The 14,239-nt window shown below is 40.5% G+C and carries 16 protein-coding genes; 11 read left to right on the forward strand and 5 right to left on the reverse strand.

Features of this window, described 5'->3' with window-relative positions; all coding sequences use genetic code 11:
* Window positions 1–81: 81 nt before the first annotated feature.
* The 8 genes from DESMER_RS06400 (at window position 82) to DESMER_RS06430 (ending at window position 8,162) form a co-directional block, all read left to right on the forward strand.
* Complete coding sequence (locus DESMER_RS06400; RefSeq protein WP_014902254.1) at window positions 82–537, forward strand: YsnF/AvaK domain-containing protein; 456 nt, start codon at window positions 82–84, stop codon at window positions 535–537.
* 73 nt (window positions 538–610) lie between these two features.
* Window positions 611–1,246 (forward strand): YsnF/AvaK domain-containing protein, encoded by a 636-nt coding sequence (locus tag DESMER_RS06405; protein WP_014902255.1) that lies wholly within the window; start codon window positions 611–613, stop codon window positions 1,244–1,246.
* Window positions 1,247–1,614: 368 nt separating this feature from the next.
* Complete coding sequence (locus DESMER_RS06410; protein WP_014902256.1) at window positions 1,615–1,926, forward strand: PadR family transcriptional regulator; 312 nt, start codon at window positions 1,615–1,617, stop codon at window positions 1,924–1,926.
* A gap of 268 nt (window positions 1,927–2,194) precedes the next feature.
* Complete coding sequence (locus DESMER_RS24175) at window positions 2,195–2,413, forward strand: hypothetical protein (RefSeq protein ID WP_202949403.1); 219 nt, start codon at window positions 2,195–2,197, stop codon at window positions 2,411–2,413.
* Window positions 2,397–2,915, forward strand: coding sequence for a hypothetical protein (locus tag DESMER_RS06415; RefSeq protein WP_202949404.1), 519 nt, complete (start codon window positions 2,397–2,399; stop codon window positions 2,913–2,915). Before DESMER_RS24175 ends, DESMER_RS06415 begins: the two co-directional genes overlap by 17 nt.
* Before the next feature lie 316 nt (window positions 2,916–3,231).
* On the forward strand, window positions 3,232–3,870 hold the full coding sequence (locus tag DESMER_RS06420) for a TetR/AcrR family transcriptional regulator (RefSeq protein ID WP_014902257.1): 639 nt from the start codon (window positions 3,232–3,234) through the stop codon (window positions 3,868–3,870).
* A 14-nt stretch (window positions 3,871–3,884) separates the two neighbouring features.
* Window positions 3,885–5,051: an efflux RND transporter periplasmic adaptor subunit gene (locus DESMER_RS06425; RefSeq protein WP_014902258.1), complete on the forward strand. Its 1,167-nt coding sequence runs from the start codon at window positions 3,885–3,887 to the stop codon at window positions 5,049–5,051.
* A gap of 12 nt (window positions 5,052–5,063) precedes the next feature.
* Complete coding sequence (locus DESMER_RS06430) at window positions 5,064–8,162, forward strand: efflux RND transporter permease subunit (RefSeq protein WP_014902259.1); 3,099 nt, start codon at window positions 5,064–5,066, stop codon at window positions 8,160–8,162.
* A 161-nt stretch (window positions 8,163–8,323) separates the two neighbouring features.
* Here the strand turns inward: DESMER_RS06430 and DESMER_RS06435 are convergent, their stop codons facing one another.
* The 5 genes from DESMER_RS06435 to DESMER_RS06455 form a co-directional block, all read right to left on the reverse strand.
* On the reverse strand, window positions 8,324–8,614 hold the full coding sequence (locus DESMER_RS06435; protein ID WP_014902260.1) for a spore coat protein: 291 nt from the start codon (window positions 8,612–8,614) through the stop codon (window positions 8,324–8,326).
* A gap of 35 nt (window positions 8,615–8,649) precedes the next feature.
* Window positions 8,650–8,886, reverse strand: coding sequence for a hypothetical protein (locus DESMER_RS06440; protein WP_014902261.1), 237 nt, complete (start codon window positions 8,884–8,886; stop codon window positions 8,650–8,652).
* A 65-nt stretch (window positions 8,887–8,951) separates the two neighbouring features.
* Window positions 8,952–10,097: a zinc-dependent alcohol dehydrogenase gene (locus DESMER_RS06445; protein WP_014902262.1), complete on the reverse strand. Its 1,146-nt coding sequence runs from the start codon at window positions 10,095–10,097 to the stop codon at window positions 8,952–8,954.
* Between the two features lie 20 nt (window positions 10,098–10,117).
* On the reverse strand, window positions 10,118–10,522 hold the full coding sequence (locus DESMER_RS06450) for a spore coat protein (protein WP_014902263.1): 405 nt from the start codon (window positions 10,520–10,522) through the stop codon (window positions 10,118–10,120).
* A gap of 18 nt (window positions 10,523–10,540) precedes the next feature.
* Entirely contained in the window at window positions 10,541–10,747 is a 207-nt protein-coding gene (locus tag DESMER_RS06455) for a hypothetical protein (protein ID WP_014902264.1), read from the reverse strand.
* Window positions 10,748–11,149: 402 nt separating this feature from the next.
* On the opposite strand from DESMER_RS06455, the gene DESMER_RS06460 reads away from it, so the two are divergent.
* From DESMER_RS06460 to DESMER_RS06470, 3 genes are all read left to right on the forward strand, one after another.
* Window positions 11,150–12,352 (forward strand): MFS transporter, encoded by a 1,203-nt coding sequence (locus DESMER_RS06460; RefSeq protein ID WP_014902265.1) that lies wholly within the window; start codon window positions 11,150–11,152, stop codon window positions 12,350–12,352.
* A 139-nt stretch (window positions 12,353–12,491) separates the two neighbouring features.
* Window positions 12,492–13,124, forward strand: coding sequence for a corrinoid protein (locus tag DESMER_RS06465; RefSeq protein ID WP_014902266.1), 633 nt, complete (start codon window positions 12,492–12,494; stop codon window positions 13,122–13,124).
* A gap of 28 nt (window positions 13,125–13,152) precedes the next feature.
* The gene (locus tag DESMER_RS06470) at window positions 13,153–14,130 is read left to right on the forward strand and encodes a uroporphyrinogen decarboxylase family protein (RefSeq protein WP_014902267.1); all 978 of its coding nucleotides are present in this window, start codon (window positions 13,153–13,155) and stop codon (window positions 14,128–14,130) included.
* Window positions 14,131–14,239 lie beyond the last annotated feature (109 nt).

Here is a 14,239-nt window from a genome sequence, read left to right on the forward strand (position 1 = left end):
AATTCCCAACTTTTAAATAGATAATAAATATCTTTGAAGGGCAATATAACAATGATGTTAATTAAAGGAGGTATTTATTATATGGGTTTATTAAATGATATTTTCGGAAACGAAGATGACACTGGAAAAGAAACTGGAGATGAGAACGCAAAGCTTCTTCTCCGCAAAGAAGAGCTTGATATTGACAAAAGTAATGTGCAAAAAGGTGAAGTAGAGTTTAGCAAGGAAATTATATCAGAACAAAAAACAGTTGATGTTCCGGTAAAACGCGAAGAAGTCGTAATAGAAAGAAGATCCTTAAACAATGAACAAAGTGATTCGCCTATAACTGAAGAGGCGGAAACCATTCGTATTCCGGTCAGTGAAGAAATAGTTAATGTAAATAAGCGTACTGTAGTAACAGGGGAAGTGTCAGCTTATAAACGCAATGTAAGTGATACAAAGCATATAGATGAAACTCTTAAGCGAGAAGAAGTCCTGGTAAATAAGATTGGTAACCCCGATGTCGTTGACAGTGTAATAACAGATCATCAATAAATAATTAGGGAACACCTCACCAATCCTATACACGATTGGTGAGGTGTTTTTCAGAATAAGTGGAGGGTAAGGTATGGTAAAGAACTTATTAGTATATCATCATAAAACATATATTACCAAAGGGATAATTCCAGGAGTAATAATCGGAGGATTTGTAGGAGTACTGATTGATTTGCTTATTGGAATTGATATTTTGCTTATCTCAACCTTATTAGGTATTGTACTAGGAGGTCTTATTGGAGGACTTTGGGCATTGTATTCCACAGGAAATATTAATAACGCTAAATACATACCAGAAACAAGCGCACCGAAACAAAACTTCACTAATAACGTGACCCTTCAGATCAAAGAAGAACAACTTGATTTAGCTAAAAAGTGGATGCAAACTGGAGAAGTTAAAATTTTTAGGGAATCTTTCATCCAAGAAAAAAGCTTTACTGTGCCTATCAAGCGTGAAGAGCTCGTAATAGAGAGGAAAGACTTTGTTTCAGCTACCCCGGAACACAAAGTTGAGCCCCCAAACGTTATCCGTATACCCCTTAGCGAAGAACAGATTGAATTTATAAAACATAGGGTTGATTTAGAGGATGTATCCATCTATAAACAGCAAATAGTAGATATAAAACACATTGAAGAGACATTAAAGAGAGAAGATTTAAAAGTAAAAATCTCCGGTTCCCCAAAAGTTAGTGACGAATCAAATTCTTAGGTCATGGAGGCAGTGATGGTTAGAACTCTAATCGTTAAGGCCCAGCTCATTTTGTGAACTGGGCCTTTATTTTGCCCTTAGAGAAATAATTTTTTAGGGGCTAAGAATGTTCTATGCATTACTTTTCTTATATTTATCCTTCCTTTCAAAAATCACTACATGTCCACAGGTTTGGCTTTGCCCCAACAGCAAGTTAAGCATAGCAACAGTGGAGAAAGAGGCATCAACACTTCTAAAATGAATTACTTGTTTAGTATCAGAATGTAATAACCTTAATCATGAATAAGTAAGTTCGCTCTTTTGATTAGTAATAAGGGATTGACAATATACAGTCAAACTGTATATTGTTGTATGAGCGGGAGGAATTTATGAACCTAGAAAAATTTTTACCACTAACAGAAACTACTTTTTATATCTTAATGGCTTTGACAGAACCAGGGCACGGCTATGCAATCATGAATAAAGTGGAAGAAATGAGTGGCGGAAAAGTAAGAACAGCAGCCGGTACCATGTATGGAGCAATTGAAAACTTAATCAAGCAGAAATTAATTAAGGCAGTTCCTTCGGAGGATAAACGAAGAAAAGTTTATCTGATTACAGATGAGGGAAGGCAGATTTTACAGCTGGAGACAGAAAGACTTAAGCATCTGGTTCTTGTAGCCCAGAATCATGGATTCTAATAGGGAGGACTTAGAAAATGAAAAAATTTAAAGTGTTTGAGGCACTAAGTTTTGGAGGGCATTCTGGTTTGAATTTCCCTTTATGCCACTTCGTCTAATACCAATCTTGTTCTTTGCAATAGGTGGACTCTGCTATGCTATCTGGGCAATAAAGGCGAAGAAATTATTTGATAAAAAAATGAATAACTAGACATAAAATGTAAAAAAGTGAATGAGGAGTTATGAAAATCAATACTTTTTGTGCTTCAAAATTAGTGGAGGTGTGTAGTTGAAACTAAAATCATATATGCTGCTAATAATATTTTTTGTGATTTTCTCTTTTTTACCAACAATTGCATATGCCAATTCAGCAGAGCCCCCTGGGCTGATACTCATTTTAAAAAATGCTCCCGCAGATGTCTCGGTTTCCATTGTTTCCGCAGACTCTATTCAGGAAGGGAAAAAAAGGAAGGTTGCTTGGGAAATCTACTATGCTTTCTACAAATAGAGATATTGGAAATAATAACGAAATCTTACTTAGGGTATCGGGAAATGGCGTAAGTTACGATCAAATTGTTGGGAAGGAATTCTTAACCGGTTACAATAGCATTGTCACATTGGATTTCTCCTCGCAAACCATAGCGGCCGGAAAGATGTTGTCCCGATCAATCCTTTTAGTAACCCAGCGGGTATTATTCACCTTAGTGATTGAAGGTGTAATCTTCATTTTGTTTAGGTTCCGTGACAAAAAGAGTTGGATTGCCTTCCTGATGATGAATTTACTGACACAAGGGATTTTAAATGTAGCCCTAAACGGGGCTTCCCCTTTTGCTAGCTATTTGATTTTCAACCTGATTTTGATGGAATTCTTTGTACTTTTCGCTGAACTTGTAGGTGTTCTTGTTTTTATCAAAGAACATGGTAGATTCCGTCGGGTTTCTTATGTATTGGTTGCAAATCTGGCCAGCCTTGTATTGGGCGGTTATTTGATCACTGTTTTGCCAATTTAACATTATAATATTTTCTATTTTGGCCTACCCAGCATTTACGCTTCGGTAGGCCAATTTATTTATAGAAAGAAGCAATTTTGATAGGGAAACACTCTATAACTTATACAATACTTTACTTTAGATATTAAGTGAAGTTCTACTTGAAATAAGGATATGAAACCTATTTGTTTTAATTCGGTGAAGACCGGGTAATCCCAGGAGCTTAAAGGGTTGTAATAAAATTGATGATTGATCTCATAACATTAAAGGAGTATTATGTGGTTATAATTTCCATAAATTGACCGAACGGTCGGACAAAAGTTGAATGGAGGTTAGTATGGCAAGGTTGAAAGACAAAGAGGAAACCATTCTAAATGCAGCATTTGAAGTGTTTAGAAAGAACGGTTTTACAAATGCCAGCATGAAGGATATCGCAGCAGAGGCAGGACTGGGGAAAGGTACCTTATATGAATACTTTCAGAACAAGGAAGATTTGTTTATACAGGTAGCCAAGGCGGAGACTAGTCAGTTCTTTGCTGAAATTAACCGCAGGATCAGCGATAAACTTTCGCTGCGGGAAATATTAAATGAAATTATTAAGTTTACCCAGGAAACCTTGGAAGAGACGGAGTTTTTCTTCAAATTTATGTTGTTTGGTAAATTTTTTGAAATGGACTGCGAGGTGAAGCAAAAGTTATACGAAATGATTTTAAGTAGTAGAGAGGAATCGGTGAATATATTAAGGGGAAATTTTGAGAAGGGAGTAGCAGATGGAATTCTAAGAGAATTCGATTGGGAATTTGCAGCAAATTTTATTCCTGAAATGATCGGAGCCTATTGTAACTTTAAAGCCCAGATTATGGGCTATTGCTGGACCCAGCAGCAGAAAGATATTGATAGGGAAAAAATGATTGATTTTATCCTAAATGGAATAGCGGCTAAAACAAACTCAGGATCGGACACTTGTGCAGTCTAAGGAGGGGTAAAGGTGTGAGTAAAAAAAGAATAATCTTGTTAGTAATTATCGTTGTTATTTTTATCGGTGGAGTTGCGCTGTTTAACCGATATGGAGCTCAATCAATCTTTGCAGCTAAGGATAATGAAAGTGTGGAATCTGATCCAAGCAACAAAGTGGCAGTGGAAGTAATCAGTCCAAAAGTGGCAGGTGAAAACGAAGGGTTATACTATAAAGCAACCCTGGAAGCCGATCAAGAAGGAATTGTAAGCTCAAAGAATAGCGGAAAGGTAATCAGTATTTTATTTGATGACGGAAAGCAGGTTACTCAAGGTGAGGTGCTTATAATCTTAGATGACCAGGATATTGTAAATCAGATTAAGTCTGCCGAAAGTCAGTTAGAGGTATCAAAAGCTTCTCTGCAAAAGACAGAGGCTAGTCTGGAAAATACTCAACGATCCTACGATCGGACTAAAACCTTAGCAGGACAAGGGGTTGTTGCCCAGGCTGAACTGGAAAACGCAGAAACTTCTCTGAAAATGATTAAGGCGGACGTTGCTTCAAGTCAAGCAGCTATTCAAGCAACCCAGACCACAATCGATAATCTCAAAACTACCTTGGCCGATATGACTATTCGAGCTCCAATAACTGGCGTCATGGACGGAAAAAATGTCAGTATAGGCCAGTTTCTTTCGCCGGGAAATGTTCTGGGAAAGGTTAGAGATATTTCATTGATCGATGCTGTTATCGAGATAGACCAAGCACAAATTAAGTCGATAAAAATTGGGCAAAAGGCTAAGGTTAAGCTAAATGAAGACGATTCGGATTCCGCTGAAGGTGTCGTGAAAAGCATTACTCCCTCTGCCGATCCATCCTCAAGATCCTTTAAGGTGAAGGTACAATTAAATAATGAAACCTTGTCCTTAAGGCCGGGGGTATTTGCTAAGGTAAGGCTGATGGATGAGAATGATGGAAAAGTCCAGAACTTTGTTATACCTGTGGGGTTAATAACCGGGAAAGAAGGCAATTATTTCGTTTACATAAATGATAACGGGATTGTGAAAAAAAGGGCAGTAACGGTTGGAAACTTGGTAAACAATCAGGCAGAGATTAATTCAGGCCTTCAAGGAAATGAATCCATAATCTCGACAAACCTCAACATGCTTCAAGAGGGTGATGAGATTACGGTGGGTTCAGAATAGGGGGACTAAGATATGTTTATAACCAATATCAGTATAAAACGGCCTGTATTTATTACCGTTATCATCATTGTATTCCTGGTTGTCGGAATGCTTTGCTTTCGAGGTTTAAGTATTAATGATATGCCGCAAGCAGACTTTCCCTATGTAACAGTAGCCATTGAACAGCATGGAGTTGCACCCGACCAGATGGAAACCAATGTGGCCAAGAAAGTTGAAGAAGCCATAGGACAAATTTCCGGTGTAAAGCATATTTACACAAATATCAGTGAGGGTGTATGCAATGTAATCGTTGAATTTGATCTGGCAAAATCCCCGGATGTTGCTGCCCAGGAAGTGCGGGACAAGGTCAGTTCCATAAGGAAAAGCCTCCCTAATGATATAGAAGAGCCGATTATTGCCAAATATGATTTCACTGCAACCCCTATCTTATCCCTGGCAGTAAGCGGCACAATGGATAACCGCGTCATATCCAAGATTGTGGATGATGTCATCACCAAGAGTCTCTACACTGTAAGCGGCGTTGGCTCAGTTAAGGTATATGGCAAAGAGGAAAGGGAGATAAAGATCAAGCTGGATCTCGAGAAGCTAGCCGAATATGGTCTGGCTCCAGCGGAGATGGTCAGCGCAGTCCAGAATGGCAACATGGAAAGACCAGGGGGAAAAGTTAACGACGGGCAAACAGAGATATCCCTGCGGACAGATAACAAAGTTAAGAATCTGGAGGATTTTTATAATATCACCGTGGGGGTGCGCTCAGGACGTGAGATTAAGGTTCGTGATGTGGCGACGGTAGCGGACGGAATTAAAGATATGGACAGTATTTCTTATTACGATGGTAAAGAGGCCATCGGGGTGGATATTATTAAACAGTCTGGTTCGAATACGGTGCTTGTCTCGGATAATGTAAAGAAACAATTAGACTTTATCAAAGGTACGCTCCCTAAAGGAATAACTGTCGATGTTGTGGCGGATAATTCTGTCTCGATACGTGATTCCGTCGACGAAGTCGTAAAAACGATTCTTGAAGGATGTATCTTGGCAATCATTATCGTGTTTATTTTCTTAAGGGAATGGGAAAGTACCTTGATCAGTGGAATTTCCTTACCAACATCGATTGTTACAACCTTTATTGCCATGAAGGTCATGGATTTTTCTCTGAACACCATGTCGCTGATGGCCTTGTCTCTAGCCGTAGGCTTGCTGATTGACGATGCTATTGTCGTTATAGAGAATATTGTCCGACATTTACATATGAGTAAGCCGCCCATGCAGGCAGCAAGAGAGGCTACCTCAGAAATTGGGTTAGCGGTAATGGCAACAACCTTTGCTGTGGTTGCGGTTTTTGTTCCTATCGCCATGGTTTCAGGGATTATCGGCAAGTATTTTGTGGAATTCGGACTTACCGTAGCCTTTAGTATGTTGGTTTCCTTATTTATATCCTTCACCTTAGTGCCGATGATGTCTTCCAGATTGTTAAAGGCTGAGAGAAAGATGAAAAAAACCTTTGTGGGTCATTTTCTGGACTGGTTTAATGACAAATTTGATTTGTTGGGAACAAGCTATTCTAAATTTCTAAAGGTAGTTCTCAATCACCGCCTTGTCACCCTAATCTTTACGATTGGAATTTTTGTTGCCAGCATGAAGTTGCTTCCTCTGTTGGGCTTCAGCTTCATTCCAGCTACGGATGCAGGGGGAATAAATATTAGCGTGAGTACGGACTCTGGTTTGACACTGCAGGCGGTCGGGGACAAAGCTAAGGAAATCGAAGAAAAACTTAAAAAGTATCCTGAAGTTACTCATGTCTATACAACAGTCAGTTCTGACAAAATTTCAATCTATGCTAAATTAACGGAGAAACAGGAGCGAGAAAAAGCGGCTAAACAGATTGCTTCAGAAGTCAGGGAAGACTTAAAAGGAATCACTGGAATTGAACTGGCTGTAAAAGCAAGTTCCTTAGGACCTAATGAAGGTAAGGATGTCTCCTTTGTTATCCTGGGGAACAACACTGAAGCAATGCAAGCTTTGGCGCTGAAAGGGAAAAAGATGCTCAGTCAGGACCCTCATGCCAAAGATGTAGAGCTGGATCTCAAAACCGGCAAAACTGAAACTAAACTAGAGGTGGACAGAGATAAGGTTTCAGACCTGGGCGTTAATGTATCCCTGGCAGCCACGACGATACAGGCGCTTTTTGACGGAATAGATGCAGGCAAATTTGAGTGGGCAGGGGATAGATATAATGTAAGGGTATCCTTGAAAGACGACCAGCGGAAGAGCTTAGACAATCTGAATGGTATTTATGTCAACGGCTCAGTTAATGGTTTAAATAATCAAATGATTCCCCTGGCTAATATTACTAAGAAGGTTCTATCTACTTCATATTCAACTATCCATAGATATGATAGATTGACTCAGATTGAGCTTTCAGCAAATGTTGAAGGAATACCTACGGGGGACTTTTTAAACATGTATACGAACAAGCTCACAAATGAACTGGATATTCCCGATGGAGTTTTTGTAAAGGTTGGAGGTATGAACGAGATGATGCAGGAGGGCTTTGCTAGTCTTGTAACTGCGCTCTTGATGGGTATCCTGTTTATGTTCCTAGTGATGGCTATGCAGTTTGAAAGCTTTTTAGATCCTGTTGCTATCATGTTCTCTTTGCCAATGGCGCTGATCGGTGCTGTTCTGGGACTGTATGTTGCGGGAAGTGAGCTGAGTATCTTGTCTCTGATTGGAATCATCCTCTTGATGGGACTGGTGGCTAAGAACGGTATTCTGCTAATAGACTTTACCAAGCAGAAGATGAATGAAGGGTTTGAAGTAAGAGAGGCTTTGATTGAAGCTGGTTCAGTCCGTTTAAGACCTATTCTCATGACAACTCTGGCCATGATCTTCGGGATGATTCCCGTTGCCATTGGTTCAGGATCAGGTGCTGAGATGCGTGCGCCCATGGGGCATGCAGTTATTGGCGGTTTGATCACTTCAACATTATTAACACTCTTTGTTGTTCCGGTGGTCTATTCTTTACTGGACAATATAAAGAAGAAGCTCAGCAGGAAGAGCAAAAATACTGTGTCAACTTATCAAACGAATACTGAGATTTATCGTTGAGCAAATTCATCTCCAAAAACCCAGTCATTAGATGCACCCCCTTTTTGGGGGTGCATTTAATGACTGGGATAAAAAGCAAAGCAAAACCATTCAGTTAAAGTAAAGACGTTCAGAGGTAAAACATGGCCTTGATATATTAATTGTCACGAGTTTCCAATTGCTTACTGGATCCCTAACACAGTATCGGCTGCCTCTGTATCAACGATTAATTGCTCTTGAGGGTTATTAGCATGGTAATAACCCTTTTTCGTCATATAATTGAATATTTTTTCATGGGTATCGATAGCCACATCCAAATGTCTGCGAAGAACCTCCCTTACTTCCGGTGTTGCGGTTTCAGAGATTGCCATGGCATAATTTCGAACACCCGCTTTAGCAGAAATTAAAAAGTCTGTGGCGATTACCTGCTCGGTCATATCTCCCATGCCTGCTAAATTTTGCAGAAGTCCCATAGTTTATCCGCCTTCTTTCTGGTTTTTTTTAAGGTTTAATGATTGTTAGGAAGCTGATTTTTCTCCCAGAGCTCTGATGATTGGATTAAGTCTTTTAGTTCGGCTATATGTTCTTGTGAAGTGGTAAAGTCTTGCTGCAAGAGGGTAGTTAACTCTTCGTCTGAAACTAAGCCGGCCATTGCTGATGCTTTTGTAGCACATACATTTTTAAATGATAGGATTTCATGAAGCTCAAAGGTCTCATGGGGTGATATTCTTTTTCCTTCTAGCAATTTTTTCACCTCTTTATAGTTTAGCGAGGATATAGTCTATCCTTCATAAAGACAATACTGATGCTTTAGTGAAGTCCGGGATGAAGTACAACTTTAATGCAATCATCTGTTTTGGTATCAAAAACTTCGTAGCCATGCTTTGCTTGATCCAAGGGTAATCTATGGGTAATGATATCGCTGGGATCAAACTTTTTATCGGCAAGGAGCTGATAAAGACGTGGCATATAAGGAATGACAGGAGCTTGCCCCAATCTCAAATTAATATTGCGATTCATCAAATCTCCAAGTGGGAAACCGTTATATCTGGAACCATAGATTCCGGTTACTTGAATCATTCCTCCTTTGCGAACTGCCTGACTAGCCATAACTAAACTACCCAAAGCTCCTCCTTGAAGCTTCAGACCGGAGGCCAGGAATTCAAGGGGTGTCATCTTGCCATCCATGCCGACACAGTCAATCACAATATCTGCGCCACCTTGAGTCATTTCATATAGATAGTCTCCCGTGTTATCATATTGCTCAAAATTGACAGTCTCTACGTTGTTATACCGGTTGGCATGAGTTAAGCGGTAATCTATGTAATCAACAGCAATAACTCTTTTAGCTCCCATAAGCCAACAGAATTTTTGGGCCAAAAGCCCCACCGGCCCGCAGCCTAAGACAATTACCGTATCCCCGTTTTTGACCCCTGCGTTTTCTACACTCCAATAAGCAGTTGACATGGCATCAGACAGTAAAACCAGTTTTTCATCTTCTACCTCACTGTCCTCTGGGATTTTAAAGGGGGTAAAGTTTCCGTAAGGAACTCTCATATATTCGGCTTGGCCTCCGGGGTACCCGCCGGCAGTTTCGGAATACCCAAAAAAGGCTCCCATATTCCCATGAGGGTTTGAGTTATCGCATTGACTTGTCAGATCGTGTTTGCAAAAAAAGCATTCCCCACAACTGACATTAAAGGGAATGATAACTCGATCCCCCTTTTTGAGCTTGGTTACTTCCGGGCCTACTTCCTCAACGACACCCATGGGCTCATGTCCGATAATATAGTTTTTAGGGAGGTTTGGGATCATATCATGAATTAGGTGCAAGTCTGAGCCGCAGATCGCGGTAGTTGTAATTTTAACAATGATGTCGTCCGGTTTATGAATTGTGGGGTCTGGAACATCCTTGACCTCGACATTTTTAATACCTTGAAAGGTTACAGCCTTCATTAGTTTGTTTACCTCCTAACTTAATAGTTTGGGGTTGCAAATGTACCTAGCCTGCTTGTATTACCGGGAAAGAGCTGCAGATTGGAGATTTGAACTGCCGCCTGAGCGGACACCAAGTCTAATTTGAATTGTTCAGCTACTTGGTATGGATGAAACCACCCTTTGTTCATCATAAGTTCTGAAATTTGAGCGTGCAGGTCGATTTGAGCGTTTAACATATTGCGTATTTCTTTTCTTGCCTCTGGATCTGCGATTTCGGTTAAGGCAGTGGCACAATTTTTTATTCCACTTTTGGCATTCAGTAGAAAACTAAGAGCAATGGTCGAATCCACAAGCCCGGGCATTCCTTCCGAGTTTTCAATCTCCAAATAATCCTTATTCATAGGTCCTTTGAGAGCGTTGATGGGTTTCTTTTCATAACTCATCGCTGGATTCCCCTCCAATCATTGTGGTTGAGTTTTAATTAATAGTCCTTGTAAGACAGTTATTGCTTGCCTAGATTGTTGGACATCTTTTTCAAGTAATGCTTTTAAATCTTGATCAAAGACTACTCCTTGCACCATTTTTGAGGTAGTCATACAGATTGTCTTGAAATTTAAGAGTTCATGTAGTTCCATAGTTTCATGCAACGTTGAATCTAGTTGTTGCATAATAATCACCTCCAATTTTTACAAATCGGATATATTTTCACCAAATCGACTGGACTTATGTGTAGGAGTAAAGTTACCCTTCTTATAAGTTTGGTCAAATTAGCCATGAGCCAGATAGAAAAAGACTTCCTTCGCAGGAGGTCTTTTTTAGTAGGGACTTAAGTTCGTAATTATTTGAGAATTTATTCAACTAGCTAATGTAGTGGTTGAAAAAGCTTCTTTTTCGTATTATTATGAATATATAGATATATATACATCTGTATGTATATACAAATTTTATTCGTGCTGCTGGATTTTATTCCAAAAGGGGGGAGTGATGTTTAAATAGTAAATCGATTGGCTTAAACCACGCACCAATGAAAATCAAGGACTTATCAATATTTGTATAGGAAGGAAGATATTATGAGCGAGAAAAGACAGTCTTTAGTATTATTGGCCATCTTCTCCTTTGGTTTTCTAGCTATGGGTATCGGTACTATTACCCCGGCCATAGCGACGATTGGCGGCGCATTCCCTGCCATAAGTTTTAGTACCCTGTTGCTGGTCTCCACGATTCCTGCCCTAGTATCTATCCCCGTATCAATCCTGGGAGGAAGTGTTGCCGGAAAGTCTGTTAAATATAGGACATTAGCGCTGTTTGCAACCTTAGTGTTCAGTATCGCAGGGGCAATTCCCTACTATTTGCAGGATTTTAACCAAATATTGTTGGCTAGAGGTCTTTTTGGCTTGGGACTGGGACTTATTATGCCCCTGAACAGTGCTTTAATTTTTAATCTTGTACCGGAAGATAAGCAGGCCAGCGTCATGGGAATCAATAGCGTTGTCATGAACATTGGGGGAATTGTGCTCCAATTGCTGGGCGGTGTTCTGGCTTCAATTGGCTGGAATTATAGCTTCTTAGCCCATGCTCTTGGTATAATTACATTTATAATAGTATTGGTTTTCCTGCCGGAACCTCAAAAGCAAGAAATCCCTGCAGGTACTGATGGTGTGGCAAAGGAAAAACTTAAAATGCCCGGCTCAGTTTTTGGCTGGAGCTTATTATTTGGAATAGTTACAATTTTGGACTATCCATCCCTGACCAATATGTCTTCGGTACTTTTGACCATCAAAGCTAATGCTGCAGTTGCCGGAGTAGTTCTAATGTTTATGACGGTAGGAGGAATGGCGGCGGGAGCAATATTCGGCAATGTTTATCAAAAATTTGGTCGTCAGACCCTTAGTATAGGACTAGTCTTTTTTATAGTTTCCCAAGTGATTTTTTCTTTCAGTCAAAGCGTAACTTTGTTTATAATCGGGGAAGCGTGTTTGGGTGTTGGACTGACCCTAAGTATGTCATCAATTTATATGCTCGCCGGTGCTTCAGTTCATCCCAGCCAGACTCCTATGGCTATGTCTATAATTGTGTCAGGAATGAATTTGGGCGGATTTCTATCCGGATATTTTTATGCAGCCATTATGGAACCACTGCATATTACTACCTTGAGATTTCAATACTATTTCGGGACAGGTGGATATTTAGCTATCTTAGTATTTTTCTTAATCCTATTTGCAGTCAAAAAACCCCTGCCTCTGGAAGCAGGAAGGCAAACCCCTGCCCAATAAATTCAAGATGAAATAAATTCTTAATTGTGATCTTCTCTTAAGCTAGTCAACATCGTGAACTCTAAGATATAATGTTTTTACTCTCATGATTACAGCAAAAAAGTTACTGCAAAATTAACAATCAAGGAGGAATTTAACAATGTCTAAGATTAATGAAGTAAAAGCGATGGTAGAGGCAGGAAAAGCCAAACTCGTACCAGGCCTGGTACAGGAAGCCTTGGCTGAAGGAAATGCTGCCAAAGATATTCTGCAAGGAATGGTTGACTCTATGCGTGTTGTCGGTGATCTGTTTTCGGCTGGAGAATTATTCGTGCCAGAAATGCTGATGGCCGCTAAAGCTATGTCTAAGGGTGTGGAAGTGCTAAAGCCGCTGTTTGCGGATCAAAGCACCTCATCTTTAGGGACATGTATTATCGGTACAGTTGAAGGTGATCTCCATGACATCGGCAAAAATCTCGTTTCCATGATGATCGGAAGTGCCGGATTTGACATGGTTGACCTGGGTGTAGATGTTACACCGGCGAAATTTGTAGAGGCAGTTAAAGACAATGAGAACGTAAAAATAGTGGCCTGTTCCGGACTTTTAACAACAACTATGACCAAAATGCAGGAAACCGTTCAAGCCCTAAAAGCCAGCGGAGTCACAGGCTACAAGGTTATTGTCGGCGGTGCGCCTGTATCAGCAGAATATGCAGCGTCAATCGGGGCAGACGGTTTTGCTCCCGATGCCGGCAGTGCGGCTGTTAAAGCGGTTGAACTAGCCAAGAATTAAATAAGCAGCTACTTAAGGAGGAAGATTTATGCTGACTAAGAAACAAAACCTATTGGAGACGATTAAAGGTGGGAATCCCGATCGGTTTGTCAAGCAATATGAGTTTATGCACTTTATAATGGAAGCTCCCGGCGGTAGGTTTCCTCAACCGGGGGAAACAATTAAAAATGATTGGGGCATAACCTTCAAATGGCCGGAAGGTCAACTTGGCGGTTTCCCGGTTCATGATGATGAACATAAAGTACTGAAGGATATTACCGAGTGGAAAAAATACGTTAAGGCCCCGGTTATTCCGACTTCCGACGAAGCTTGGGCTGCGGCTATCGCCCATGCCAATACGGTTGATCGCAATGAGGAATTTGTAACCTTGTTCGTTGCCCCCGGTGTATTTGAAATGACCCATCATCTGATGAGCATGGAAGATGCATTGATGGCTTTATATGAGGAGCCGGAAGCTATGCATGAGCTCATTGATTACCTCACTGAACATGAGTTGGCTTATGCCAAAGCTTTGATTGATCATATCCATCCGGATTGCATATTCCATCACGACGATTGGGGCAGCCAAAAATCCTCCTTCATTTCTCCAGCTATGTTCGAAGAGTTCTTTCTCCCGGCTTACAAGAAAATATACGCTTTTTATAAAGCGAATGGAGTGGAGCTGATTGTGCACCACAGTGATTCCTATGCGGCTAACTTGGTTCCCTTTATGATCGAGATGGGAGTAGATATCTGGCAAGGGGTCATGACCACGAACAACACTCCGGAACTTATCAAGCAATATGGCAGTCAAATCAGCTTTATGGGGGATATCGACAGCGGTGTCGTTGATTTTCCGGCCTGGACCCCGGAGATAGTTGCCAAAGAAGTAGAGCGGGCTTGCAGGAATTGCGGAAAGTTATACTTTATCCCTTGTTTAACCCAGGGAGGGAATTGGAGTTCATTCCCGGGAGTATATGACTCTACCAATGAAGCCATTGAAAAAATGACTAAAGAAATGTTCTAAACAGAAGATTTTTTGGGAGAGGACGGTAGTCCTCCGGAAGAACCAAAGGGGTTCAGCTTAAAAGGCTGAACCCCTTTGGTTCTTGAAATCTGGTTTTGACACTGGAGTT

This window comes from Desulfosporosinus meridiei DSM 13257, assembly GCF_000231385.2.
Lineage (GTDB): Bacteria > Bacillota > Desulfitobacteriia > Desulfitobacteriales > Desulfitobacteriaceae > Desulfosporosinus > Desulfosporosinus meridiei.

Bases quoted from the DNA above. Each gene is read 5' to 3' on its own strand.
- DESMER_RS06400 (WP_014902254.1), top strand. From the start codon at position 82: ATGGGTTTATTAAATGATATTTTCGGAAACGAAGATGACACTGGAAAA.
- DESMER_RS06405 (WP_014902255.1), top strand. From the start codon at position 611: ATGGTAAAGAACTTATTAGTATATCATCATAAAACATATATTACCAAA.
- DESMER_RS06410 (WP_014902256.1), top strand. From the start codon at position 1,615: ATGAACCTAGAAAAATTTTTACCACTAACAGAAACTACTTTTTATATC.
- DESMER_RS06415 (WP_202949404.1), top strand. From the start codon at position 2,397: ATGCTTTCTACAAATAGAGATATTGGAAATAATAACGAAATCTTACTT.
- DESMER_RS06420 (WP_014902257.1), top strand. From the start codon at position 3,232: ATGGCAAGGTTGAAAGACAAAGAGGAAACCATTCTAAATGCAGCATTT.
- DESMER_RS06430 (WP_014902259.1), top strand. From the start codon at position 5,064: ATGTTTATAACCAATATCAGTATAAAACGGCCTGTATTTATTACCGTT.
- DESMER_RS06435 (WP_014902260.1), bottom strand. From the start codon at position 8,614: ATGGGACTTCTGCAAAATTTAGCAGGCATGGGAGATATGACCGAGCAG.
- DESMER_RS06445 (WP_014902262.1), bottom strand. From the start codon at position 10,097: ATGAAGGCTGTAACCTTTCAAGGTATTAAAAATGTCGAGGTCAAGGAT.
- DESMER_RS06450 (WP_014902263.1), bottom strand. From the start codon at position 10,522: ATGAGTTATGAAAAGAAACCCATCAACGCTCTCAAAGGACCTATGAAT.
- DESMER_RS06455 (WP_014902264.1), bottom strand. From the start codon at position 10,747: ATGCAACAACTAGATTCAACGTTGCATGAAACTATGGAACTACATGAA.
- DESMER_RS06460 (WP_014902265.1), top strand. From the start codon at position 11,150: ATGAGCGAGAAAAGACAGTCTTTAGTATTATTGGCCATCTTCTCCTTT.
- DESMER_RS06465 (WP_014902266.1), top strand. From the start codon at position 12,492: ATGTCTAAGATTAATGAAGTAAAAGCGATGGTAGAGGCAGGAAAAGCC.
- DESMER_RS06470 (WP_014902267.1), top strand. From the start codon at position 13,153: ATGCTGACTAAGAAACAAAACCTATTGGAGACGATTAAAGGTGGGAAT.